General features: G+C 38.1%; 18 protein-coding genes. 13 read left to right on the forward strand and 5 right to left on the reverse strand.

Features of this window, described 5'->3' with window-relative positions; genetic code table 11:
- Positions 1 to 6: 6 nt before the first annotated feature.
- Both tssA and tssH read right to left on the reverse strand, forming a co-directional pair.
- Positions 7 to 1,110, reverse strand: coding sequence for a type VI secretion system protein TssA (tssA, locus tag L3V46_RS00130; RefSeq protein ID WP_239044661.1), 1,104 nt, complete (start codon positions 1,108 to 1,110; stop codon positions 7 to 9).
- Between the two features lie 19 nt (positions 1,111 to 1,129).
- Positions 1,130 to 3,802: a type VI secretion system ATPase TssH gene (tssH, locus tag L3V46_RS00135; RefSeq protein WP_239044662.1), complete on the reverse strand. Its 2,673-nt coding sequence runs from the start codon at positions 3,800 to 3,802 to the stop codon at positions 1,130 to 1,132.
- Between the two features lie 365 nt (positions 3,803 to 4,167).
- Between tssH and L3V46_RS00140 the strand changes: the two genes are divergently transcribed.
- From L3V46_RS00140 to L3V46_RS00195, 12 genes are all read left to right on the forward strand, one after another.
- Entirely contained in the window at positions 4,168 to 4,818 is a 651-nt protein-coding gene (locus tag L3V46_RS00140) for a hypothetical protein (RefSeq protein ID WP_051671093.1), read from the forward strand.
- 29 nt (positions 4,819 to 4,847) lie between these two features.
- Positions 4,848 to 5,357: a type VI secretion system contractile sheath small subunit gene (gene tssB / locus L3V46_RS00145; RefSeq protein ID WP_004723560.1), complete on the forward strand. Its 510-nt coding sequence runs from the start codon at positions 4,848 to 4,850 to the stop codon at positions 5,355 to 5,357.
- Positions 5,350 to 6,831: a type VI secretion system contractile sheath large subunit gene (gene tssC / locus L3V46_RS00150; RefSeq protein WP_004823591.1), complete on the forward strand. Its 1,482-nt coding sequence runs from the start codon at positions 5,350 to 5,352 to the stop codon at positions 6,829 to 6,831. The genes tssB and tssC overlap by 8 nt, the downstream gene beginning before the upstream one ends.
- Before the next feature lie 46 nt (positions 6,832 to 6,877).
- Positions 6,878 to 7,381 (forward strand): type VI secretion system tube protein Hcp, encoded by a 504-nt coding sequence (locus tag L3V46_RS00155; protein WP_004723558.1) that lies wholly within the window; start codon positions 6,878 to 6,880, stop codon positions 7,379 to 7,381.
- Positions 7,382 to 7,444: 63 nt separating this feature from the next.
- The gene (gene tssE / locus L3V46_RS00160) at positions 7,445 to 7,918 is read left to right on the forward strand and encodes a type VI secretion system baseplate subunit TssE (RefSeq protein ID WP_004723556.1); all 474 of its coding nucleotides are present in this window, start codon (positions 7,445 to 7,447) and stop codon (positions 7,916 to 7,918) included.
- Between the two features lie 17 nt (positions 7,919 to 7,935).
- Positions 7,936 to 9,744, forward strand: coding sequence for a type VI secretion system baseplate subunit TssF (tssF, locus tag L3V46_RS00165; protein ID WP_004823592.1), 1,809 nt, complete (start codon positions 7,936 to 7,938; stop codon positions 9,742 to 9,744).
- Positions 9,708 to 10,700: a type VI secretion system baseplate subunit TssG gene (gene tssG / locus L3V46_RS00170; protein ID WP_034617199.1), complete on the forward strand. Its 993-nt coding sequence runs from the start codon at positions 9,708 to 9,710 to the stop codon at positions 10,698 to 10,700. The genes tssF and tssG overlap by 37 nt, the downstream gene beginning before the upstream one ends.
- Entirely contained in the window at positions 10,701 to 12,092 is a 1,392-nt protein-coding gene (locus tag L3V46_RS00175) for a hypothetical protein (protein WP_034617202.1), read from the forward strand.
- Positions 12,093 to 12,129: 37 nt separating this feature from the next.
- On the forward strand, positions 12,130 to 16,032 hold the full coding sequence (gene tssM, locus L3V46_RS00180) for a type VI secretion system membrane subunit TssM (RefSeq protein WP_171066921.1): 3,903 nt from the start codon (positions 12,130 to 12,132) through the stop codon (positions 16,030 to 16,032).
- A gap of 34 nt (positions 16,033 to 16,066) precedes the next feature.
- On the forward strand, positions 16,067 to 17,026 hold the full coding sequence (tagF, locus tag L3V46_RS00185) for a type VI secretion system-associated protein TagF (RefSeq protein ID WP_004823596.1): 960 nt from the start codon (positions 16,067 to 16,069) through the stop codon (positions 17,024 to 17,026).
- Positions 17,019 to 17,795, forward strand: coding sequence for an OmpA family protein (locus L3V46_RS00190; RefSeq protein ID WP_004723550.1), 777 nt, complete (start codon positions 17,019 to 17,021; stop codon positions 17,793 to 17,795). Before tagF ends, L3V46_RS00190 begins: the two co-directional genes overlap by 8 nt.
- A gap of 38 nt (positions 17,796 to 17,833) precedes the next feature.
- Positions 17,834 to 18,100, forward strand: coding sequence for a PAAR domain-containing protein (locus tag L3V46_RS00195; protein ID WP_004723549.1), 267 nt, complete (start codon positions 17,834 to 17,836; stop codon positions 18,098 to 18,100).
- Positions 18,101 to 18,326: 226 nt separating this feature from the next.
- Here L3V46_RS00195 and L3V46_RS00200 read toward each other — a convergent pair whose 3' ends face one another.
- A complete protein-coding gene (locus tag L3V46_RS00200; protein ID WP_004723548.1) occupies positions 18,327 to 18,869 on the reverse strand; it encodes an NAD(P)H-dependent oxidoreductase in 543 nt (180 codons plus the stop codon).
- A 159-nt stretch (positions 18,870 to 19,028) separates the two neighbouring features.
- On the opposite strand from L3V46_RS00200, the gene L3V46_RS00205 reads away from it, so the two are divergent.
- Positions 19,029 to 19,595, forward strand: a complete 567-nt coding sequence (locus L3V46_RS00205; protein WP_239044663.1) for a 5'-nucleosidase — start codon at positions 19,029 to 19,031, stop codon at positions 19,593 to 19,595.
- Between the two features lie 103 nt (positions 19,596 to 19,698).
- Here the strand turns inward: L3V46_RS00205 and L3V46_RS00210 are convergent, their stop codons facing one another.
- On the reverse strand, positions 19,699 to 20,313 hold the full coding sequence (locus L3V46_RS00210) for a TetR/AcrR family transcriptional regulator (protein WP_016539535.1): 615 nt from the start codon (positions 20,311 to 20,313) through the stop codon (positions 19,699 to 19,701).
- A gap of 850 nt (positions 20,314 to 21,163) precedes the next feature.
- Positions 21,164 to 21,961 carry an ATP-binding cassette domain-containing protein gene (locus tag L3V46_RS00215; RefSeq protein WP_105714168.1) on the reverse strand — a complete coding sequence of 266 codons (798 nt, stop codon included), beginning with the start codon at positions 21,959 to 21,961 and terminating at the stop codon, positions 21,164 to 21,166.
- Positions 21,962 to 21,964: the final 3 nt, after the last annotated feature.

The following is a 21,964-nucleotide window of genomic DNA, read 5'->3' on the forward strand; positions in this document are numbered from 1 at the left end:
AGATGATTACCATTCAGAAGGTTCATTATTTTGGTTTACGCCCAATAATTCTTGAATAGAATCAAGGGGATTATCATTTTTAATGACTTGAGTTAACCATTCATGTAAAGGCATTTGGCTCCATTTAATTGTTTTTTGCAGCATATAACTCACAGGACTATGCGGCTCATTGGTTTGAAAGTAATCGGCAATCTCTTGTAAAACCCGCATTGCCTGTTCACGGTTTTGTAAATGGCTTTGTGGTTGCGGTTGAAATGTTTGCGCTTGTGGAATTGGCGCTGAATGCGTTGTTTCTGTTACTGGCATTGTCATTTGAGCTGGGGTATCTTCAACTGCAGCTGTATTGGTGTTGTTTCCAAATGAGTCTGCTTTATAGATTTTTTTCAGATTCATTTGAATATTTTCAAACTGTGAATCGATACTCGCAAAACTTGGTGCTTCCAACTCCATCAGTGCATCTAATGTTTGTTTGATAATATTCCAATGCTGCAAAATTTCTTGAAATTGCTGATAATTTTGATATTGAAAAGTGCGTGAGGTGTTGAATAGCGCCTGATTGAATTGATCTAATTCTAAGGACGCTTCTACACTGTCAGAATCTTCGGCTTGCTTACGACGATTATTCTGTAAATGTAAGAATTTTTCGTATTGGGCAAGTGAATAAAATGGTTGAATGTTGATGAGCGGAACATTCTTTACCAAGCTCGGTAATTGGGTGGTAAAACCTTGCAGTAAGCCTAGGCGTTGATCTAAGTCGTCATCTTCAATTTCAGGATGAATCTTTAACCAGAACTGTTCTAAAACACGGTGACTCAGTTCCAGTCCTTTGATTAGACCTTCAAAGCCATAGAGGTTTGTCCAAGCTTCAGTAAGCCATGTTAATAAACGAATATCTTTGGTTTTTTGCGTGAGTAATTGGATTGATTTTTCTGCAACAAATGACCAGTCGGCTTGCTTTGGCTCAGAAATCCAATCACCTTGGTCTAATAAAGGATCATCATGGGTACGTGCTTTTTTAATTTCGTGAAACTCATTGGAAAAAGATAAATCTTCTCCACACGGATGAGCATCAGAAATAGGCTCTAATAAGACGTCTAAATTTATATCCATTTTCTATACTCGTATATATTTAAGCTTCCACAACTTTTGACTTTTTGCTCGACTTTTTCTTTGCTGGCTTCGCTTGTGGATCTAATAGGTAAATGATTTCATCATCTTTCGTATCAATATGAATGACTTTTGGTATTTTTTGTTCAGCCAAAGCCACCAATATTTCAGTGGCCAAAGCAGGTAACACGGAGGCATTTAAAATGTTATCAACATTACGAGCGCCACTATCAACTTCAGTACAACGACTTAGAATTAATTCGATTAAATCATCGCTATATGTCACTTTGGTTTCATACTGTTTTTCGAGTCGTGCTGTAATTTTTCCTAGTTTATGCTCAATAATTCTGACTAACAGATCATCATGTAGTGGGAAATAAGGGACAATTCGCATACGGCCTAAGAATGCCGGCTTAAATTGTTTGTATAAGCTTGGTTTGAGTTGTTCAGTCAGCTCTTCAGCACTTGGCCATTCCTCGACAGGTTGATTTAGGCATGCCTGCATGATGGCATTTGAGCCCGTATTTGAAGTCAGTAATATCGTGGTGTTTTTAAAATCAATCACACGACCTTCACCATCTTCGAGCGTACCTTTGTCAAAAACTTGGTAGAACAGTTCTTGGACATCGCTGTGTGCTTTTTCAATCTCGTCTAATAACACAACGCTATACGGATTACGTCGAACGGCTTCAGTCAAAACACCGCCTTGACCATACCCGACATATCCTGGAGGTGCGCCTTTAAGTGAAGAAACCGTATGCGCCTCTTGGTATTCAGACATATTGATGGTGATTAAATGTGACTCACCACCATAAAGTTCATTGGCAAGTGCTAAGGCAGTTTCTGTTTTACCTACACCACTTGGACCAACAAGCATGAAAACACCCTGTGGTTTATTTGGATCTTCTAAACGTGCTTTTGATGTTTTAATACCTTGAACCAACTGATGTAGGGCATAATCTTGTCCCATTACTCGTTTTTCAAGTTTTTCTTCCAGACTGAGAATTTGCTTAATTTCATCATTGACCATTTTGCCAACAGGAATACCCGTCCAGTCTGAAATAATTTCATTAATAATTTGGGCATTTACACGTTCAAAGACCAATGGCTGCTGACCTTGTAGCTCAGCTAACTGCGTACGTGTATTGAAGATCTCATCTTTGTTCGAATCAGCCTGTTCAGCAGTTTCTAATGCTTGAATTTTTTGAATCAGTGCCAATTCAGCTTGCCATTGTTGTTCTGTTTGCTGAATTTCTTGATCAAGCAATTCCAATGATGATGTTAACTGAGCTAAACGTTCTTCATGAATTGGCTGGTGGCGGTGTTCATTTTCAATAATATTGAATTCAAGATTTAAATTATGTTGTTGTGCTTTAAGTTGATCGAGTTTGACCGGTTGAGCATTTTGGGTTAGCGCAACACGAGCCGCAGCGGTGTCAAGCACACTAATGGCTTTATCCGGGAGTTGGCGTCCACTAATATAACGATGTGAAGAATGAACAGCGGTGATAATCGCTTCATCATCAATACGTAAATTAAAGTGATTGGCCATCACTGGAATCATGGCACGTAGCATATCGATCGCGACTTCTTCCGTTGGCTCTTCTACTTTGACCACTTGGAAACGACGACTTAAAGCAGCATCTTTTTCAAAATACTGTTTATATTCAGCCCAAGTTGTTGCCGCAATTGTGCGTAATTCACCGCGCGCAAGTGCAGGTTTTAATAAGTTCGCAGCATCATTTTGCCCAGCTTGGCCGCCCGCACCAATCATGGTGTGAGCTTCATCAATAAACAAAATAATTGGATGAGAAGACTGTTGTACTTCTTGAATCACTTGTTTTAAGCGGTTTTCAAACTCACCTTTAACACTTGCACCTGCTTGTAACAGCCCCATATCCAAAGAGTGTAATTGGACATTTTTTAACGCATCTGGCACTTGGTTCTGTGAAATTTTTAATGCCAGACCTTCCACAACTGCGGTTTTACCCACACCAGGTTCACCCGTTAAAATAGGGTTGTTTTGACGACGACGCATTAAGATATCAAGCATTAAACGGATTTCATATTCACGACCAATGACTGGATCAATCCCACCTTTTTGGGCTTTTTCAGTCAAATTAATGGTGAACTGATCTAATGCAGGTGTCTTTTTGCTCGAAGCAGAATGGTCTGTTGGCTGATTCTTAAGTTCAGCTTCTTGTTCTTGAGAATTTGTTGGAATATTTTCGGCGCTGTTTACACAAATTTCCAAAAATTTATGCTTCATCGTATCAATTGGAAACAGATCAAATAAACTCGATGCTCGAATGGCAATTTGATAAAGATCAGATGCTGTTAAAAGCGCAATCAATAAATGACCACTTCGGATCATTGGATCTGGTTCAGCCGAAGCAAGTAACCAAGCTTGCTCTAGAAGTCTAACAATTGATTTGGAAAAAATAGGTGTACGGGTATTTCCTTTAGGAAGTTGAGAAATACACTCTAATAAATCCGTTAAAAGTGCATCTTTTGAAATTTTGTATTTATTAAGTAGAAGTTCAAGATCATTGGATTGTTGTTCTAATAATTTGACAAAAAAATGTTCGATTTCGATTTCAAAATTTTGATGGTTTACACATAAATTGGCGGATTGTTCTAAAGATGTACGTGAAGATGCTGATAACTTTTTAATCAAAACTTTTAGATCTGTCATTTTCTGTCTCTCTCAAAAAACTTTATTTCTAGGCAAATAGATTCTAAATTTTCTAGCCTATAAATTTGGCATTAAAATTAGTATATTGAAATCAAATATTTAATAATTTTTTAAAAATCACTGGAAATATTTTACATAAAAAAAAACTTTTGTGAAGACAGGATATTATGTATATTATACAACCAATTAAAAAAGTCATTTTTATCAAACGGTTAAAATATTGATACGAAATTTAACTTGACGAGAGCACGTTTTTTTAGTCTTATTTTTAAGTCTTTAACGAAATTGCTTAATTATACATATTTATAAAACATCAAAAGTAAATCTATTGAATAACTGAATCAAGTAAATATTGAGGTTGGATTTTGAAGAATTTTATTCCATATATTTTAGTTCTTGGAGCATCATTGGCGACTACATTGGTCTACGCGGATGATGAAATCAAACTAAAAAGATCCTGTATAAAAGATTACCCAATGGTCGAGGGAGAAACCAATCCTGAGTTGTTGGCGGTCTATTCACAATTGTGTGATAAGAAAAATAAAGACAATAAAAACAAACTGTTGGTCTCGGCGGCAGAAAAGTTTCAGCAAATTGGGAAAAATGATAAAGCCATCCAAATTGTCAATTATTTAGAAACGCAAAACATCCAAAGCAATGAATTAACAGATGTCAAATTCCTTGCAGGAATTGGCTTAGCTTCTGACGCGTTGAGTAAAATGCGCACGCGTGAAATGAGATATTTGACCGAGGATAAAACCTATCCTGTTGCGAAAAGTTTTACTGATGCAGTTAGACAAGCAATGCCAGCAGCAGTTTTGGTTGAAAAAAATCAGGAAAGTGCCCCAGTTGTAGAGCGTGCTCGTCCTCAGAAGGTAAGCCGCCCTCAGAAGAGCCGTACTACACCAACACGCTCAACGCCTGCTGCAAAACCAGCGACAAAGCCTACTGCGACGCCTGCAAAACCAAAGCCAGCAACGTCGAATCCAGCAGCGAGACCTAATTTCCCAACATAATTTATTGCCCAAATTAATGGATAACAAAAATGTCAAAACGTGAAAGTGTACAGAAGAAATTACAGCGAATCCGACCACCACGTGTTCAACTGACTTATGATGTTGAAGTCGGTGATGGTAAAGAAATTAAAGAGTTACCTTTTGTTGTAGGTGTTTTAGGTGACTTTTCTGCTGCTTCTGAGTTAGAAAAAACCAAATTAAAAGATAAAAAATTTATCAATGTCGACTTAGAGAACATTGATGAAGTGATGGAGTCGTTGTCTCCTCGTGCCGCATATCAAGTTGAAAATACGCTGACTGAAGAGGGTGGGCGTATGTCGGTCGACTTAACCTTTAAATCGATGGAAGATTTCAGACCAGAACAAGTGGTACAACAAGTAGAACCATTGAGAAAATTAGTTGAAGCTCGTGAACGCTTAACGGATTTGAGAAACAAGATTTCAAATAGTGAGCGTTTGGAAGATTTACTTGATGAAGTCTTACAAAATACTGATCAGATTCGTAAATTAAGCGCTGAGGCGGGTCCTGAAAATGAGTAATTTACAAACCAATACTGTGCAAGATGCAGCCGTAGAAGAAGTAAGTTTACTTGATTCTATTGTGGAGCGTAGCCGCATTGCACGTAATGACGAAGAGCATGACCGTGCGAAAAGCTTGATTGGTGAATTAGCCAAAGAAGTGATGGCAGGAACAATCACTGTTTCAGAAAATATGTCTTTATCGATTGATAAGCGTATTGCTGAAATAGATGCGTTGATTTCAAAGCAGCTCAGTAAAATCATGCACAATGAGCAGTTTCAGAAAATTGAATCGACTTGGCGTGGTTTGTATTACTTCTGTCAGGAGTCACCTTCAAATCCATTGATCAAAATTCGTATGTTAAATACAACGAAAAAAGAATTGGTTAAAGATTTCCAAGGCGCGACAGATTTCGATCAGAGTACCTTGTTTAAAAAAGTTTATGAAGAAGAATATGGTTCATTCGGTGGCGCACCTTACGCGACATTGATCGGTGATTTTGAATTTGACCGTACTCCTTCAGACATGTATCTGTTAGAACAGATTTCACATGTTGCAGCAGCGGCACATGCTCCGTTTATTTCGGCAGCAAGCAGTAATATGTTAGGCCTTGAATCATTTACAGATATTGATCGTCCTCGTGATGTTTCAAAAGTATTTGAAACAGCAGAATATGTACAGTGGCGTTCTTTCCGTGAAAGCGATGACGCTCGTTATGTTGCGTTGACAATGCCACGCGTTTTAGGCCGTTTGCCTTATGATCCAAAAGAAGGTTGGGCGACTGAAGGCTTTAACTTTGTGGAAGAAGTTTCAGGGCAAAACCATGATGAATATTTGTGGATGAATGCCGCGTATGCGTTCGGTACTCGTTTGACCAATGCATTTGACCTCCATGGTTGGTGTGCTGCGATTCGTGGTGTTGAAGGTGGTGGTATGGTCGAAGGCTTACCAGTACATACTTTCAAAACCAATGATGGTGAAGTTGTATTTAAGTGCCCAACTGAAATTGCGATCACTGACCGTCGTGAGAAAGAGTTGAGTGACTTAGGTTTTATTCCACTTGTTCATTGTAAAAATACAGATTACGCAGCATTTTTTGGTGCACAGTCTACGCAAAAACCGAAGAAATATGACAGTGATACGGCAAATGCGAACTCGTCATTATCGAGCCAGATCCAATACATCATGGCAGTTTCTCGAATTGCACATTACTTAAAAGCAATGATGCGAGATAAAGTCGGAAGCTTTGCTTCAGCGGGTAATGTAGAAGCATTTTTAAATGAATGGCTATCACAATATGTATTGCTTGATGATGGTGCTTCACAAGAAGCAAAAGCGCAGTATCCATTGCGTGAAGCTTCTGTAAAAGTTGTAGAGAATCCTGCAGAGCCAGGGCACTACAAGTCTGTGGTCTTCTTAAGACCGCATTTCCAGCTAGATGAGTTGTCGGTTTCTTTGCGACTTGTCACTGAGTTACCTCAGTCCTCGAATTAAAATAGAGCGTGGCTAAATAATAACTTTAAAAAATAAGGGTAATCCAATGAAAGATATATACGTTCAATTTCAAGGCAAGTACAAGGTTGATGGCGAGTCACGTGATTCTGAGCACAAAAATTGGCTAGAAGTTAATTCTTGGTCTCATAATATTCGCCAGCCGAAATCTGCGACTTCTTCAAGCGTTGGTGGTCATACTGCTGAACGTGTAGAACACTCAGATATGCTTTTTGTTAAAGATTTGGATGCAACTAGTCCAAAACTTTGGGAAGCTTGTTCTGCGGGTTATACATTTGATGAAGTTCAAATTGACTTCTACCGTGCAAATGGTGACAAACGTATTAAGTACCTTCAAATCAAACTTAAGCATGTACTTGTTTCAAGTGTAACGCCTACGGTAAATGAAGAAGGTGTTCCAACTGAAGCATTTGGTCTTAAATATGCTGCGGTTGAGTGGACTTATAATCAACAAGATATTAACGGTTCTGCTAAAGGTGCCGTTACTAAGAAATGGTCTCTTTCTAACAATACTGCATCTTACGCTGCTTAATTGTTTGTTGGAACAGATAGGGACTCGGGTCCCTATCTGTTTCATATTATTAGAATATACATTATGAATTTAGATCAACTATACCCATATGGATTTCGATCTACACTATTTGATCGTTTAATTGTTGAAGATGATTATATCAAAGGGCTTTCGATTCATGAGTTAAGAGAGTCTGTTGCTCATGATTTAGAAGACTTATTAAATACACGCATTGCCAAGCTAGATTTGGAAATCGATGATTTCCCTTTAGTAAAAAAGTCTATCGTACAATTTGGCATTATTGATTTTGTTGGGCTTTCCACAGCGAATCCAACTGATCGAGATACCATCTGCCAGTCCATAGAACAATCGATTGCTGCTCATGAACCACGCTTAAAACAAATTAAAGTAGAAATGCAGTTAGATGACCAAAATGTTGGTTCGTTATGCTTAAGCATTCAAGCTTATTTAAATATCCACCCACTTTATGAACCTGTAATTTTTGATGCCTTACTTAAGCCAACAACACAGCAATATGTGATTTCTGCCAGATCTTAAAATAAAGTAGGTATGTCGTGATAGAAGAACTTTTACCGTATTATGAAAAGCAATTACAAGAATTTGGACAGCAGTCGCGTGCCTTTGCAGATAAATACCCAAAAATTGCACAACGATTATCTTTAAATCAAGAACAAATTGATGATCCACATATTGAACGCCTGATACAGGCATTTTCTTTAATTGCCGCACGTATTGATAAAAAGTTAGCTGATAGTTACGACATCTTTACACGTTCTTTATTTGAGGTGATGTTTCCTCAATATTTACGCCATTTTCCGGCGTGTTCAGTTGTGAGTTTTGAAGACTTAAACAAGCAAAAACAGTTGACAGATGTTCACATTATTCCCAAAGGGACCACTTTAAAATCGAGAAGTTTCAAAGGTGTCCAATGTGAGTTTAATACCAGTGCTGAAGTTAAATTGCTGCCGATCCAACTGGAAAGCCTGAGTTTCCAAACCAATCCTAGTGCACATATTCATTTAAACCAAAATGCGACATTAAATTTAAAATTTGAGTTATTAAACCCTGCTAAAAATTGGTTGAAAAATGAAAAGCTGCCCATTTATTTGGATGCGATTTCAAACTTTCCTTTGCAAGTCTTGGATCATATTTTTCATAAAGAGACCAGTTTTAGTCTGCGTATCAATCATAAAGTTGTGGCGATAAAAAATCCGTTTGAAGTGATGGGCTTTGATGAAAATGAAAGTTTATTGCCGGTTGATCAACATACCCATCATGCCTATCGATTATTAATCGAATATTTCTGTTTTCCTGAAAAATTTAGTTATTTAAATTTGAATTTAGATTTTTTAAAATTATTAAAAGAAGAAAATCTAAGTTTTGAAGTGCAGATCCATTTAAAACTGAATTTAAATGACCAAGCCATTATTCGCAATTATTCAGAATTGAATGTGGCAAATTTTAAGTTATTTACCAGTCCTGTCGTCAATTTGTTTGAGAAACAAGCTGAGCCACAAAAAATCAATCATAAAAACTTAGAATATCCTTTGATGACGGATGCACATCATCCTGAGTTCTATCAAGTGTATTCAATCGTTGAAATGAATTTGATCCGTGAAAAAAGCAACCAAGATCAAGTGGTCTATCCAATTTTACCTTTCTTTGCCATGAGTCATTATCACGGTGACGATATTCAGTTTTTTTATGCATTAAATCCAACCGTTTTACAAAATCAATATGTCGAAACGGGTTATTCGATTATTTCTAAACAATTAGAGCCACACAGTATTAAGTCTGATTTTGTCAGTTGTAAATTGTTATGTTCCAATCGTGAATTACCGCACGAAGCTTTGGGGCAGTCAAACAATGTCTTGAATTTGAATGACAGTACCGTTGCTCGTCGTGCATTGGTGTTAAAAAGACCTACTGCACCGTTCCAATTTGAAAAAAATAAGAATGAACAATGGCGTATTATTTCGCATCTTTCATTAAATACTTTAGCATTAATGAAGGGTGATGCTGTCAGCCATATTAAAGAATTATTAGAGCTTTATAACTTACCAAAATCTAAAGAAAATCATTTAATTATTGATGCAATAAAAAAAATTGAGTTTGAAATCACCAATAAACTGGTTGAAGCCAAACCCTTTCCAATGTTTGTCCGTGGGGTCAAGGTTTTAATGGATGTGGATGTCCAAGTCTTTAGAGGGCATAGCTTATATATTTTCAGCGAATTGATCAGTCATATCTTTAACTTAAAAGTACAGATGAACAGTTTTGTTGACGTTTTTGTTCGAGATTTAAATACAAAACAGGAGTTATACCAATGCGTACAGAACGTTGGTGGCAAGAAGCTTCTGTAATTGATGAGCTTTTTAAAACCCCTACAGCTTTTGAATTTATCCAAACCACACGATTATTTAGACATGCGCCCAATACCGCTGTTTTAAAAAATTGGTCTGACGATTTTCTTTTTGAAAGTTCATTAAATTTGAACTTCCCAAAACATGAAATTGAATTACTCGAACAACAAGATGAAAAAATTCATCTTACCAATTTGATTGTCGGTTTAACCGGTATGCAAGGCGCAATGCCGTATACCTATACCAATAAAGTGAAACAAGCACCGCGTAAACAGCGTGTTGAAGTTCAAAAGTTTTTAGGCTTATTTAATCATAAGCTTACAGCTCAATTTGTTGAAGCAAGTTTAAGTTATAACCTGCCTGTACGTTATGAAGTTGAAAAAGAAAATAATTACTTAGAAATCCTGCATGCATTAAATGGTTATATTCGGACACAGCATCAACAGAGTGATCTAGACGATTATTTTGCTGAGTTTTCTGGGCTGATGCAGGGGCAAAACAATACCGCCCATGCACTCAAGACAATGCTGACCTGTGTGTTCAATCAACACGTTGAAGTCAAAGAATATATTACCGAAAAGTTTAAACTCGGCGATGATCAGAAAACTACTTTGGGAGGCAAGCAGCCTTTTTTGTTAGGTGTAAATACTTTTTGTGGAGAAACGATCCGACAAATTGATGGGAAAATTGAGATTCAAATTGGACCATTGAGCCATGCACAGTATTTAGAATTTTTACCCAAGAAAAAATTGAGTAAGAAGTTAAAGAAAATTCTGCAAAGTTGGTGTAGTCCCACCTTACTTGTCGATCTACGTTTAGTCTTGGCAAAAGAGGAAGTCCAGCCTTTACAACTGAGCTCAACAACACAAATCGGTTTGGCACAAGGTGCTTTTGTGATGCCAAAAACTCAAAGTGACAATGATGAAACCTGTTATGCACTGATTGGAGTGTCATAAGTGATCAAAATAATTTTAGGAACTTTAGTCAGCACAATATTACTGGTTTCGGTAATCGTGGTGTTTTATTGGCGTGATATTAAATATGACCCAAATGGGCAAGATTTTCTGATTTTCTTTGGGGTGATTCCAGCGGCGATTACTTTGTTAATTCTAAGCCCAATGTTGATCAAAAAGATTTATCAAAGCCGCCAAGAGAAGAAAGAACAACAAAGAATTGAGGCAGAACAACGTTCAGAACAACAACAAACCACTGAAGCTAAAGTTGAAGAAAAAATTGAATGGGTAGACTTGAAAGTTTATTCAGCGACAAGTTTAAGTGCCTTAGGCGAAAATGAAGCACAGCTTGATCAGCTTCAAGATGTGGCAAGTCCTGAACTTGATTCGCAATTGGTCAATGGCTATGGCTTACCGATTCTTTCATTCCGTGTTCAAGAGATTGAAGAACCGTTAGAGGATGAGGCATCTAGTCTTTCCAGTCGTCAAAAACGTATAAGTGCATTAATTCAGCAGCAATTAGAACAGAATACTGAAACGTTGTATCAAATTGCAGAGCACCTAAAAAACTCAGCGCTCTTTTATGATGCCAAACTTGCACATGAATATCGTATGCATCCTGCTTGGATTGACCCTCATCGTGACTATGAGGATGAGCCGATAGAACAACAGGTCGCAGAAGCAGTGCCGCGACTTAATCGTTTGAATATCCATGTTATTTTGCCAGAAAACTTATTCCATAGCTGGGATGAAAGTTCAGCTTCAGAGTTGGTTCACCACTATCTTACTGAGCTGGGCATTCTCGATCAGCAATTTGGCACTGAATATCATTATTGGGGTGAGACAACCGCATATAAAGATTGGATTAAGTTGCTGAAAAGAACCCAACTCTTAGATGCTGAGGCATCACTGTTTATTGCAGTAGATTCAGAAATTGATCAAGAAACCATAGATGATCGGACGTGGATGACTGAAAAATATATTCCATCTGAGTATATCAGTACCTGTTGTATGACAAATACCCAGGTCGAATTGCAAAATTTACAAGCAATAAAGTATATTCGAATTGCTTTAAATTCTGATCAGGCATCTAAAACATTAAAAGAGTTGAATTTAGACCAAGCAGAACAGTTTGATCAAGAACAGCCCTTTGTCTTGGTCTTAGACGACCCAGCAGAGATCAAGCTGTTAAAGAAACTTGAACAAAACTTTGCCGAAACAGCGATTGAAGCGCATCATTATCTTTATAGTAAAAATAGCCTAGGCCATACCCAACCCTTAGCCAAAGTTTTTGGTTTTATGTTGAGTTTGCACTTTAAAGATGAGTTGTACGGTTATGTTTATAGTGCTGAACATCAGCAAACCCAAGTGCTTGTTGGGACTGAGTTTGCATAGAACTTACAGATAAATTTAGAAAGAAATAGAGAAAATGATACAAACAATTTTAAGCTATGCATGGCAGTACATCACAAACCCGAAACTGGTGATTGCGCTTTCGATTCTGGTGGCGATCGTTTCTTCGTATAGTGTAGTGCCGCGTCAGTACTTCTTTATGATGGTTGCAGCTTACATTCTTGGATTGGTGATTTACGGCATCTACTGGTTGATCCAGCGCCGTAAACATGCAGAACAAGGTGAAGCATTGGCTGAAGCGATTCAACAAGACACCACTGCTGAATATGGAAAACAAAAAGATAAAGAAGAATTAAATCTGATCAATCAGCAGATGAAAGATTCGATCCAATTGATTCGTAAGTCTAAATTGGGTGATAAAAGTGGTAATGCGGCACTCTATGAGTTGCCTTGGTATATGGTGATTGGTAACCCTGCTGCGGGAAAAAGCTCGGCAATTTACCATTCTGGACTAAAATTTCCCTTTGAAGAGACCCATCAAAAAGTGGTGTCTTCAGGACTCAGTGGTACCCGAAACTGCGATTGGTTTTTCTCAACAGAAGGGGTCTTGCTGGATACAGCTGGTCGATACTCTGTATATTCTGAAGACCATTCAGAATGGTTAGGCTTTTTAAATATTCTGAAAAAGAACCGTTCTAAAGCACCGATCAATGGCTTAATTGTGATTGTTAGTGTGGCTGAGTTGGTCAGTCAAAGCCCTGAAAAATCGATCAAATTGGCGAAAAGTTTAAGAGCGCGTATTCAAGACTTAACTGAACGTTTAGAAATTTTTGCACCTGTTTATTTGGTCTTTTCTAAAATGGATTTGATTGCAGGGTTCACCGAATTTTTTGAATGTTATGAATCTGCTGAGTTTGATCAAGTGTGGGGCGCGACCTTACCCTATGATTCTGAATCATCACAGAATGCCGTAGAACATTTCGAGAAGCACTACAATATTTTATATGATGGATTAAAAGGGGTCAGTACCACCCATTTAAGTCGCCGTCATGCGCAAAATATTTCGCCAAGTGTGATGACTTTCCCTCTTGAATTTAAGACCTTAAAACCTGTATTAAAAACGTTTATTGGTACTTTATTTGAAGAAAATCCGTATCAATTTAAACCGGTCTTCCGTGGCTTTTACTTTACCAGTGCTTTACAAGAGGGCGTGATAGAAAGCCCGATGACTGAACAGATTGTTGATGATTTTCAGCTGACTAAAATCCCCAACAGCGAACATGGTATTCCACAAAATTCAATTTCTCAGAATCATGGCTATTTCTTAAAAGGGCTATTTTCAGAAGTCATTCTCAAAGATAAAAACTTAGTCAAACAACATATTAACCCGACCACAAAACGTAAACGTTATTTGGCATTTATTGCATCATTATTGGGTGTTTCCATCATTTTGGGTCTATGGGTATGGTCTTATCGTAATAACCAACAATTGATCGCAGATGTTCAGGCCGATTTAAATAAAGTTGTGCAAATGGAGCAAACTTCAGGTCAAGAGCTTTCAACCCAAATCGATGCATTACTGATTTTGCAACAACGTTTAGAGCAATTGGATGATTTTGATCAGCATCGCCCGTTGAAGTTTTCGTTTGGTCTATATCAAGGCAATGACTTAAAAGAAAAATTAAAAGCCGAATATTTAAAAGGGGTGAAACAGATTGTTTTAGCGCCGAGCCAGCAAAACATTGCGCAATATTTACAACGTGTAAAAGGCAATGAGCAGACGCTTAAGCAAAATCATGTCAATGTAGAAATTAAACAAGCTTCTTCGACACAGATTGCATCAGAACCTTCCGATACCAATCCACAAGATGCCTACAATGCGTTAAAAGCCTATTTGATGATGAGTAATCCACAATATATGGATGCGAGTCATTTAAGTGACCAAGTCACTCGTTTCTGGCGTTCATGGTTAGACACCAATCGTGGACAAATGCCGCGTGGAGAAATGATTCAAAAAGCTGAAAAAATATTGAGCTACTCAATGACTTTAGCCAATGATAAAAAGTTTCCAGTGTTAGAGTCTGATGCGCAATTGGTCGATCAAACCCGTCAAGTGTTGCTCTCTGTTGTACGTGGAATGCCAGCACGTGATCGCGTTTATAATGAAATTAAAATGCGTGCGGCTGTGCGATTCCCTGCGGTGACGGTGGCGCAAATTGTCGGTGAAACCAATCGTAATGTCATGCTCGGTGGTTATGCATTGCCTGGTATATTTACCCAAAAAGCATGGGATGAATATGTCGATAAAGCGATTGAAGAAGCTGCGAATAAGCCAACAGATACCAAAGATTGGGTGTTGAATAGTACCCAGTCCGATGATTTAACTTTTAGTGGTAGCCCTGACCAAATTCGTAAACAGTTAACCCAGTTGTATAAGCAAGAATATATAGCTGAATGGAAGAAGTTTATTAATGCTACCCATTATGCGAAAGGTGCTGATTTTGTTCAGCAAGCCAAGGTCATGGATGTGTTGGGTGAGCCACAAAACTCTCCAATCCGTACCTATATTGACCGTGTTGCAAAAGAAACCAGTTGGGATAATCCAGTTGTTCAAGCTGAACTTGCTGCACCACAAACTGGCTTTATTGCTTGGTTTAAGCGTAAAGTTTTAGGTCAAGGTAAAACGGATGATATCCAACGTGCATCTAATCAAGCACAAGGGCAGATTTCTCAACAATTCCAAGTATTCTACCAATTGGTCCGTAAACGTGATGATTTACAGAACAAATCACTGCTGGATGATTATTTACAGAATATGGCGCAAGTCAGAAGTAAGCTGAATGATCTACGCAGTGCAGGTGACTTTGGTCCAAGTGCTTTGGCCTTAGCGAAACTGACTATTAATGATCAAAGTTCAGTTTTCAACACCACTCAAAAAGTCGTCGATGAAAAATTGACGGTTGGTTTGGGTGAGTTGGATCAGCAAATGGTTCAAAAATTGTTGGTGAGTCCATTAACGCAATCTTTTGACAGTTTGTTGACCCCAGCACAGGACGAAATTAATAAACTTTGGACTTTGCAGGCTTTCCAACCGTTTAGCCAAACACTTTCGCAAAAAGTACCATTTAACTCATCTGGAACGATTCAAGCGACCAGTAGTGAAATTAGTCAAATTTTTGGTGATAACGGCAGCATTTCTAAATTTGTAAAAGAAACTCTTGATCCATTTGTTATTCGTCGTGGTTATACGTTGTCCTCGAAGACATGGAAAAACATGGGTATTGGTTTAAATCCTGAATTCGTGATGAATTTTGAGCAATATACCACCCCAATTAATGGTGCTTCTGCGGGAGCAGCAGGTGGTGCTCCAGTTGCAGCCAATCAGTCAAATTTCCAATTCTATCCAATCCCTAACAATAAATTATTGTCCTATACCATTGATATTGATGGGCAGCGTTTGGTTTATGAAAATGGCATCCAACAATGGGTTAATTTCATGTGGCCAAATCCTGGTGCAATACCAGGAGCACGGATTACGGCAATCGATTTAGATGGGCAAACCCATACTATATTTGATGAGCCGGGTGAATACGGCATCAATAAATTAATTGATAGTGCACAACGTAAGTCATTGAATGGAAGCTTTGAAATGACATGGGCAAGCAAACAAAACAGTGATTTGTTTGTGAAACTTCAATTCCGTTTAATTAGTGGTAATGCTTCAAATCCAATTGGTTCTAATCGTGGCTATGTTGGATTAAAACTGGTTGATCGAGTCACAAGTCCTAAAGCACCATTGGTTGTTGCAGCACAGGCAGCGCCTGTTACAGTAAGTGCAAACTCACCAGCGGCTTCACCATTTGGCGGTGCGACTGCACCGACAGCAGCTGCACCTAAGCCTCAGACAACTGCACCAGCAAGCCCAACTGCGGCACCTGCTGGCAATGCGGCAAATGCTGCTGGAAAAGGAGTGGCTCAATGATTAAAGGGAACGATTTGACGCGAGGGATTAAAGTATGCAAACGATAAAGTCTACACCGTTGTATTATGGAAAATGTCCCGCACGTGGTGATTTTCTGAAAACAAAAGGGCAATATTCATTGATTCAAGTGATTGATCAATGGATTACGGAAGCTTTAGAGCTTGCAATGCGAGAAGAAAATTTTAATCAAGCTTATGAATCATTAGCACCTTTAGACTTCTTTATCGCAAACCCGAAGGAAAGAATGTTTCTTGCGGCAAATATGGTGACCAGTGAAGACAGTTCTGGTCGTCAATTTCCAATGGTTTTAAGCCAGTTATTAGAAGTTGACCACCCTTTTCAAAACTTACTCTATGCGCCGTTTAAATATAAACCGGTATTGATTGATTTATTTCAAAAAAATCGAAGCATCCGAACCATTCGTGATCCTGAAGTATTGATCAATAAGCTGGGTGAAATTGATCATGAAATACAGGTCTTGCCTGAATTAAAAACGCAGGACTTTTTTGAAAATCATACCATGCATTCATTTGCACAAATGATGAAGATCACGCCGTATGAGTTGGCGCAAAGTATGTTGGGTTTGGGCTTATTACTACAGCCTGTGCTTAAACACGGTACCAGTAAGTTATCTAAGGTGCTTATTTTACCGATTAATAATCATAATTATTGCTATGAAATTGCCGCATTTTGGGTCAACTTAATCGGACGTTTTTTAGAAAAAAGTAATACAGAGATCTTAATTGGTATTCTTCACCAAGAGTCTCCAATTTTATTATTTGGATTCCAAGGGGCAGATATCACGGCTTTAAGTAATATTTTCACTCAAAATATGCAAAATGATCATTGGGTATCTTTGGTCAAACCGCTATGGATTGATGCCTATTTGGAACAGAATGCAGGTCTAGCAGCGCTTGAACAGTCTTTATGCGAACGTCAATTGAGTCTGGTTCAAGGCATGAAAATTTTTAGACAAACATTTATAGATGAATAATGATATGAAAAATAAACAAGTCAAAATATTGAAAAAATTTGCGCTTATTTCTAGCTTATTTTGTTCATTCAATGTGTTTGCTGCACCGATTGTGGTTGAAGGTGCTGTGCCGAATGACATGACCAAACAAGCAATCTTGGCGAAATTAAAAGCGGTTTATGGCGATGATCAAGTTGTTGATAAAATCCAAATTCGAGCCGTATCCGCACCAAATGGCTGGAGTGATTCGGTTACACGTGTGATTACCCCAGATTTAAAGAAGATTAGCCAAGGTAAGCTCTCTGTACGAGGCACGCAAGTTGAATTGGTTGGGAAAATGGGTGTGCAAACTGATATTCAGCCAACCACCAGTTTATTCCAATCCTTAGTTCAGCCGCCTTATCGATTTAATTCTCAAATTTCAGTGAATGCTGCTGAGCAATCTGTGATTGATAATGCCCTAAAAAATCGAATTATTGAGTTTGAATCTGGCAAAGCTGTACTTACCGCAACAGGTACACAAATCTTAGACGAGATGGTGGTTGCATTAAATAAAGTCCAAGGTAAAAATGTTAAAATTGTGGGGCATACTGACAGCCAAGGTAATCCACAGAAGAATCAGGATTTGAGTTTGCAACGTGCTGAAGCGGTGAAGCAGTATTTAACTACGAAAGGCATTGCACCGACTCGTTTAAGCACAGCTGGTCTGGGTTCAACCAAACCGGTTGCTGATAATGCAACTGAAGATGGGCGTAAAAAGAACCGCCGTATTGAGTTCGATGTTTTATAAATTTTTATTCCATAACAAAACAATAAAAGGTAGGCACTATGGCACTTCCATATATCACGTTAGGGTCACCCACGACAGGTGGTGGAAAAATTATTTCTGCACAGTCTTCTTTTCTGATCGATGGTAAAGCGATTGCATGTGTAGGCGATAAGGCGACTTGTCCCAAGCATAAATGTGTCGCCAGCATTGTTGCTGGTGATAATCATATGTTGGTGATGGGAAAGCCCGCTGCGCAGCATAATTCACCTTTATCTTGCGGATGTAAATGTATTGGTGACCAGTCATTAACCGTCGGGCAAAATTAAATAGTTCAGCTTATAAAAAAAGCCCCATCATCCTGACGGGGCTTTTTCGTATTGGTTCGCTAGGTAAACTCCTGTTCTACCTCACTTCCTGATGTACAGACCGATTATTATTGTTTTATGTCTGGGAAACTTCCTGTTCCCTATGACTATAGAATAGGGGATTTGCTTCAACTTCCCTAGCCGTCAATGCATGCAAGTGATGTAAGCTAAAGCGTACAATGTGATTTTAGACATTGGCATATTGGATGAGTTTGTTTACCACAGACTTGACTGCTTTATTATCAAACTCATTTCCCTCAAAGGTTTCACTCTTACCACGTTGCCCAATATCTCGCAGTTCAATGACAGCATTAGAATCAATCATGCCAATAAAAGCACAGACTTGTTTGATTTGATCAATTGAACGTGAACCGTTGGTACCGCCATAACTGACAAAAGCCGAAGGTTTGCTTTGCCATTCTTTATAAACGAAGTCGATGGCATTTTTCAGTACAGGACTATAGCCGTGATTGTATTCTGGGGTAATGAAAATAAACGCATCTCCAGAAGCAACTTTTTTCGCCCATTCTTGCTGTTTGGGCTGATCATAGATTCCTGAGGCGGGTGAATTTTTCCCGGCAAAGAAAGGTAAATCCCATTCTTTTAAATCTACAATTTCAACATTGAGGGTACTAAAGTCGAGTTTTTGGATTTCTTTAAGCAACCATTCTGCGACTTTAATGGCAACACGACCTTCTCGAATACTGCCCACGATGATTTGGATATTCATTTATTTTCATCTCTATTTTTTCTATTAAAACATTATGCGCAATCAAGGTCATAGGTACAGTAGTGATTTGTATATGATTTTAAAATTTTGAGTTAACAATAAGATTGATCAGGATTTGAATTTCCATTCTAATAAGTAAAATTTTAATTCTGAATCGATATGAAAGACGACATTGCACTGATTATGGCTTTACCCAATGAATCTAAAGGGTTATTTGAAGAAGCAGGTATCACTGTCCACTATAGCGGGATTGGCAAGATTAATGCAGCCTATACGGCATTCGATGTTATTCAAAAAACCGGCTGTAAAACCATACTGAATTTAGGTAGTGCAGGAAGTTCTTTCTTCGATGCCCATGAGTTGATTGAGGTAAAAACCTTTGTGCAACGTGATATGGATGTTTCCCCACTCGGTTTTGATGTGGGCGTTACGCCAATGGATGAGCATTTTCCAGGCGAAATTCATTTAGAATCGTATTTTCCACATTTAGCGCAGGGTGTTTGTGGTACTGGGGATAGTTTTGAAACAGGACAACCCAAAGTGAGCTGTAACTTGGTCGATATGGAAGGCTATGCACTGGCTAAAGTCTGTAAAAAATTAGATGTGCGTTTCATTTCGATTAAATACATTACAGATGGTGCAAATGACACCGCACATTTAGATTGGGAAGATAATTTATTATTGGGTGCGCAAAAGTTGTTAAAACTATATCAGTCTATTTATTAAAGACTTAGTTTGTTTGAGTATTATATAAAGTTTAAAATTGAGTCTTGGCGACCATAGAACTCTATGGCCGTTTGCCAAAATAACCAATAAGTATATTGGATGATTAATTGCGCGGTAACACACCATATAAAGTCATATGGATTGTATGTTCAATTGCGCGTTGACACATACTTTTATTACGCAAAGTTTTACCAGTCACCATTTCGATTTGAGTACTAAAGTCTGCATAATTTTGAGTCAATGCCCAAATATTAATAATCAGCAATTCAGCATCGATTTGATCTGATATTTTACCTTGCGCCTGCCAGTTTAAAATCACTTTGGCTTTGCGTTTAAAGAGCTTTTTAAGCGGGCCTTTGAGGATCGGTAAAATATGTGGCGCGCCTTGAATCACTTCTAATGCAAAAAGTTTTGAAGCTTTAGGCTGAGTTCTAGAGATTTCAATTTTGGTCATGATGTAATGTGACAAAGCCTCTGTCGGTTCCAATTCTGACTCAAGCGACTGCAACGGTGCTAACCATTTCTGCATAACTGTCGTTAGCACTTCAACATATAAGGCTTCTTTATTTTCATAGTAGTAGAAAATATTGGATTTATGCATATCTGCTAATTGAGCGATTTCATCTAGACTTGCGCCGTTGAAACCATAGACAGAAAATACGTCAAGTGCAGCATTGAGCAGCTGCTGGCGTTTTTGAGCACTCTTTTTTTGTTCCATCGCATCTTTAATCGAAAAACTGATTATTAAATTGTACGGTAAAATGTTTGATTTGTGCACAGAAAGCAGCATTATTTTGGTATATTTCTGATAAATAATGATGAAGTTTTATTATTAAGTCGATCGTAGATCCCTATTATCTAATTTTGCACTAAACTGGAGCAAATCTTATTTTAAAATTCTGTCAGTTATGACTTAATATTTAAATTTTGTGACATTTTTTAGTATAAGGTTAATTTTTGAGTTAATTTAAAAATTAGATAATCTTAAATAACATGATTTAATTTTCATTTAAGAAAACTGACTTGCTTTAAAATACCCAGCTCATTTTTAATCAATAGAAACAGTTGAAAACTTAAACATATTTGTGACAGCGAACATTTTCTATCCGATCAAAACGACAAAATATTCGATTTAATTATTCAAGATCAGCAACATGGTTCCGCAAGGTTGGGGTTTGTTGGCATTTCATAAATGGTTTGCGTTGTAGGTTAAAATTGAGCAGGCAAGGCATGAAACGAAGAGAATAGCGAGACTATTTTCGAGTTTCATAACGAAGACTGAGATAATTTTAGCCACAACCCTGAGCAAGAACAAAGCACTGCTTTGTTTGCAGCGCAAGGCGCAGCGGGGGGACTTGTGTGTTTTTTGCCGCTACTTCGTTACCTTGCGAAACGATGTTTCTCATCATTTAGAATGACTAAATTTCGTATTTCGCGCCTAGTATCGACTAAAAAATACACGTAGTCGCAAACATAGACGAATTGTCAGCAAACCCTAATATGTAAAGACAAAAATATTCTGCTCGACAATACCTTGCGTTGCCAACAAAAGGGTCTTTTGTTGCTGTTCATGTCGCAAGCACAGCACTGAGTACCTGTTGTTCAAGTTCGGCAAATGCTACACCTTTTTGACGTGGACGTGGTAAATCGACTTGAAACTGTTGCGCAATATGTCCTTTATCCAAAAGAATAATACGATCGGCGAGTTGAACCGCTTCACTGACATCATGGGTAACCAGAATGGTGGTAAAGCCTTGTTCTAACCATAACTTTTCAATTAAATTCTGCATTTCTAGTCGCGTCAATGCATCTAAAGCACCTAAAGGTTCATCCAGTAATAAGACCCGCGGTGTATGTGACAAAGCACGAGCAAGCGCCGTTCGTTGACGTTGTCCACCAGAAAGCTGTGATGGCCAAAGTCCAGATTTCTCCTTTAATCCGACCTTTTCTAATAATTGCTCAGCTTTAGAAAATTGGTTTTTGGCTAGACCCAATTGCACATTTTTTAGAATACTTTTCCATGGCAATAAGCGTGGATCTTGGAACATCACCCGAATATCATCTGCAATAATCCCTTCACGGAAATTTAATAAGGATTTAAATTTGATTTCACCATAACTGGGTTGTTCTAAATCGGCAATTAAACGCAGTAGGGTACTTTTACCACAACCACTACGTCCCACAATTGCAACGAATTCACCAGCTTCAATGTTTAAATCTAAGTCCTCAAGAACTTTAACTTCGCCATAATATTTATGCAGTTGTTCGATCGAAATTTCTGCACCAATTTTTGCTTGTTGTTCTTCAACAATCTCGGTTGGTGCCACCAAGTCATTGGCATATTGGCTAATGCTTAAATCGGTCATATC

The organism is Acinetobacter sp. AG3 (assembly GCF_022343575.1).
In the GTDB taxonomy this organism is placed as follows: Bacteria; Pseudomonadota; Gammaproteobacteria; order Pseudomonadales; family Moraxellaceae; genus Acinetobacter; species Acinetobacter guillouiae.

Excerpts from the sequence above, each read along its gene's own strand:
- L3V46_RS00190 (WP_004723550.1), top strand. The coding sequence starts at position 17,019 with ATGAATAATGATATGAAAAATAAACAAGTCAAAATATTGAAAAAATTT.
- L3V46_RS00205 (WP_239044663.1), top strand. The coding sequence starts at position 19,029 with ATGAAAGACGACATTGCACTGATTATGGCTTTACCCAATGAATCTAAA.
- L3V46_RS00215 (WP_105714168.1), bottom strand. The coding sequence starts at position 21,961 with ATGACCGATTTAAGCATTAGCCAATATGCCAATGACTTGGTGGCACCA.
- tssA (WP_239044661.1), bottom strand. The coding sequence starts at position 1,110 with ATGGATATAAATTTAGACGTCTTATTAGAGCCTATTTCTGATGCTCAT.
- tagF (WP_004823596.1), top strand. The coding sequence starts at position 16,067 with ATGCAAACGATAAAGTCTACACCGTTGTATTATGGAAAATGTCCCGCA.
- L3V46_RS00195 (WP_004723549.1), top strand. The coding sequence starts at position 17,834 with ATGGCACTTCCATATATCACGTTAGGGTCACCCACGACAGGTGGTGGA.
- tssB (WP_004723560.1), top strand. The coding sequence starts at position 4,848 with ATGTCAAAACGTGAAAGTGTACAGAAGAAATTACAGCGAATCCGACCA.
- tssG (WP_034617199.1), top strand. The coding sequence starts at position 9,708 with ATGCGTACAGAACGTTGGTGGCAAGAAGCTTCTGTAATTGATGAGCTT.
- tssH (WP_239044662.1), bottom strand. The coding sequence starts at position 3,802 with ATGACAGATCTAAAAGTTTTGATTAAAAAGTTATCAGCATCTTCACGT.
- L3V46_RS00210 (WP_016539535.1), bottom strand. The coding sequence starts at position 20,313 with ATGGAACAAAAAAAGAGTGCTCAAAAACGCCAGCAGCTGCTCAATGCT.
- L3V46_RS00200 (WP_004723548.1), bottom strand. The coding sequence starts at position 18,869 with ATGAATATCCAAATCATCGTGGGCAGTATTCGAGAAGGTCGTGTTGCC.
- tssE (WP_004723556.1), top strand. The coding sequence starts at position 7,445 with ATGAATTTAGATCAACTATACCCATATGGATTTCGATCTACACTATTT.
- L3V46_RS00155 (WP_004723558.1), top strand. The coding sequence starts at position 6,878 with ATGAAAGATATATACGTTCAATTTCAAGGCAAGTACAAGGTTGATGGC.
- tssC (WP_004823591.1), top strand. The coding sequence starts at position 5,350 with ATGAGTAATTTACAAACCAATACTGTGCAAGATGCAGCCGTAGAAGAA.